Source organism: Marinobacter sp. B-12 (assembly GCF_056857915.1).
Genome location: NZ_JBSXOB010000004.1, coordinates 1 through 3414, shown reverse-complemented (window position 1 = coordinate 3414; position 3414 = coordinate 1). Strand labels below are relative to the sequence as shown.

Genomic DNA, 3414 nt, shown 5'->3' with positions numbered 1-3414 from the left:
CGCAGCGAGTAGACCTTGTGAGGGTCGTCCTGGTGTCTGAGGGTGCATAAAGGTTGATGGGGGGTCGGGATCGATCTGCGGGAAGCACTTCACCCTGCTTTTAGAGCGTGTGGCACAGCCACTCGCTCCTGGAGGATCGTTTTAACAGTCGCGAAGCGTCTGTTGATCCGACTTCGGGGGCCCCGCGATCAGCGGGGATCCTTTACCGGCCGGAGGTCGGAAGCGCGAGGGATACGGAAGGCGTCAGTCCCGCAACGCGGGATGAGCGAATAGCGAACCTGGAGAAGCCCGCCCCGAAGGGCGCGCCAAAGGCAAAGCCATCGATGAGATTCGAGCAAAATGCCTTCACCAAGGCCGGCAACGGCTGTTATTCATCCGACCCAATAAGGTCGCCAATGGTTGCAGGGTCTTCCTGAATCTTAAACGGTTGAGCCTGGCCCCGAACAAATACGCGGCTTTTAAATTTCGAAGACTCTTCAGAACTTTTTAGCTCTTGCACGGCAGTAATATCAGAGATGCGTACATAGAGAACGCCTTCTCCACCTGTCGAAAGGCCAACAAACCCCTGAGCTTTATTCATTTCATCACCATTTTCAATGTGTTAACGACTTAGTGTATAGAGTCTGTCAATAAACAACGCATGTAACAAGGTCGGGGCAAAGCATGCCTCTGTGAAAACCAACAGCAAGGGCCGGAAGTTAAAGCTCCCGGCCCAGGATTTAGCCTACTCCTCCATCGTTACCGATCTCATCTGTGGTGGTAACCAACCTTTGGATTCCTCAAGACCATCCAGCAACTCAGCCAAATCGCGCTTTTTGGCATTTGCCATACCTGCTGCCAGATCGGTGCCTTTAAGCTCTACCAGAATATCCAACAGCTTTTCGCGCTTGACCCGCTTGAAATAATTCTCCTTGGTCGGCTGCCAGAGAGCGCTTAAATCAAAGTTGATTTGCTCTTTCACAAGTTCGGCAATGACCGAGTTGGATGAACGCAGCGACTGAGCGACACAAAAAGCGTGAATCGCCAGCTTGTCCGGCATCGTCAGTGATTGGAACGCCCTGAACATATCCGCCTCGGTTTCCTCATTCATCCAAACCAGATTCAAACCGTCTCGCGTTTTCTGAATCTTTTCGGCGGCTTTGGTTTCCAGGATGTCCTTGGGACTGAACTCGGCCCACTGAACACTGATGTCACAGGGTCGGAGGAAGCTTTGTGCCCCACGCTGCAACGCCATATTGAACACCGACAAATCAAAGCACAGTTCCGGTGAATCCATCAGATCAGCTTGCAGGGCCTGCAAGCTATAAGCACTCAGATCACTCAAGAGCGCCGCGCTTTCGTCCGGTTTCTTAGGAACATCAACCGCGCCCTGCTCGTCTTGGCCCTCGCTGCCCTTGTCACCGTCTTCGGGCTTCACAATGCCTTCGCGGTATTCCGGCTCCCCTTCCCGTCCAATCAGAATGAGAACGCCCGCCTCCGCCTTCTGCCCTACGGAAAATACTCGAGAGTTTTCTTTCTGCTCCTGCAAATCCCTTTCTTCGTCGGTCAGTCGGTCGTGTTCTTCATCCTCTTCCTCTGTCCATTCCGGCATCGGCTTCTCATTCAAGACATTCAAACGGGCATCGATCTCGGCCAGTCGGGCGCTCAACGCCTCGGGCAGGTCCACTTCAATTTCCGGCTCCACGCGCCTCATGCTGGCAAACGGTGAGGACCAGAAACCACCAAAGGTATACTCCACCCATTTCCAGCCCTCGACCTTCTTCTCAGCCACCAGTCGCTCGATCTTGGCCTCTGCCAACGACTTCAAAAGCTCCGGATCGTTGAGGTAGGTCACCTCCTGGAACAGATCGGACGCCACACTACCACCGGCCTGCTCATAGGCTTCCAAGCCCACAAACACAGCCATAGGCTCGGTGCTTCGAACATTCTCAGGCAGCAAACGAGAACGAATCTCCCACGCCGAGAAGCCATAGCCCTCCTTCATTTCAGCAAAAACCGCCGCCTGTTTTTCCTGATCGTCGGAAACGGTGAAGGCCATGACCTCCTTTTTATCCAGTTCCCGATTACGGAAAGCCTGCAAAATCACCGGGGCCACCCCGCCGAGCTTCAACAGTTTGCGAACATCCGTCACGCTGTGGCCGAATTTCTTGGCAATGTCCTCGGCGCTCATCCCCTGCTCGTTCAACTGCATATAGGCCGAAAACCAATCCGCGTCGTGCATTGCCGCTTTCAAGTTTTCCGCCATTGAGGCCTCGGTGGCGTCGGTCTGATCTTTCACCACACAGCGCACAGGGTAATCCTTCGCAATGTCGCCGTTCTCTGCCAAATGCTGCAACGCAGCCAGACGGCGGCCACCGCCGACAACCTCAAACTTACCGCGCTTCTTCGACTTCACAACAATCAAGTTCTGTAGCAGCCCCTGAGAGCCGATAGAAGCGATTAACTGCTGATCCTCTACATCTGCCGCCGATACCTTACGAACGTTCTTCTCAGAGATTGTGAGGGCGTTCAATTTGATGTTCTGTTCCATGGTGTCAGTTCCTTGTCAGTTGGGTGTTTCCGTCCGGAAACCGTTGGGGGCTCTCGCCCCCGCATGGGTTAAGCGGCGATCAGCCGATCAGGGAGGTGAATCGCGTATGAGCGCTGACCATGGGAAATGGACAGCCCCTCATGGTCCTCATGAATCCGCCAAGCCGATCCGGCCTCAACCAACTCACGCAACAGAGCCAAACGATCCGGCAGATGGTCGCGCCCAAAATTGCGATCGGCATCGGCTTTGTAATCGTCGGTGAGCTCCCATTGAGTTTTCACCCGAGCATCGGTATCCCGAGCCAAAAGGCGAACGACGTGGGGAATCGTCCATTTCTTGGGCAGCTTTTGCAGTGGGTTCACCCGCTGTGCAGCAAACGGGCAAAATTCGATTTTCGCGTCCCTCTGATAGCCCCAAAGCTTCAACGTATCCCGAAGGCGCACATGCTTGGTTGGCTCACAATCGAAGGCCGCGCAAACCTCCAGGACCTTCTTCAGTGACCAGCCACAGATCGCCAGAAAATCCATCACGTCCGACTCGTTACCGCCCAAACTGAAGCGGTTCAGAGTCTTGCCACGGCTCATGGCCTCGGCTGTGTCAGTGATCACGAGGTTGAAATCGTCTTTGTGCAGACCGTAGCGACGAACGTGAGCGGCAGGCTGGGCTACGAAAAGGTCTCGCATCTCAAAGGCCATTACCCAAGCCGCACGGTTTTCCAGATGAGGGGTAGAAATGACTTTCAACATGGTGGGAATCTCCTAACTCGCCTCGATAACCGGCGGCGAACCCGGAGGCCAGCACCCCGCTGACCATGTGATTATTATCGGTTTTCCTGCCCTTGCTGTCAATCTCTTTGTATACCTTTCAAAGAATAAAAACCCATA

The 3414-nt window shown here is 54.2% G+C and carries 3 protein-coding genes; all 3 read right to left on the bottom strand.

Translation table 11 applies throughout. From position 1 onward, the window contains the following. Positions 1-367: 367 nt before the first annotated feature. The 3 genes from AC13D2_RS00065 to AC13D2_RS00055 all read right to left on the bottom strand — a co-directional run bounded on the left by AC13D2_RS00065 (position 368) and on the right by AC13D2_RS00055 (position 3276). Complete coding sequence (locus AC13D2_RS00065; protein WP_482938013.1) at positions 368-580, bottom strand: hypothetical protein; 213 nt, start codon at positions 578-580, stop codon at positions 368-370. A gap of 144 nt (positions 581-724) precedes the next feature. Continuing rightward, the gene (locus AC13D2_RS00060; protein ID WP_099620073.1) at positions 725-2530 is read right to left on the bottom strand and encodes a ParB/RepB/Spo0J family partition protein; all 1806 of its coding nucleotides are present in this window, start codon (positions 2528-2530) and stop codon (positions 725-727) included. A gap of 68 nt (positions 2531-2598) precedes the next feature. After that, positions 2599-3276, bottom strand: coding sequence for a hypothetical protein (locus tag AC13D2_RS00055; protein WP_099620072.1), 678 nt, complete (start codon positions 3274-3276; stop codon positions 2599-2601). Positions 3277-3414 lie beyond the last annotated feature (138 nt).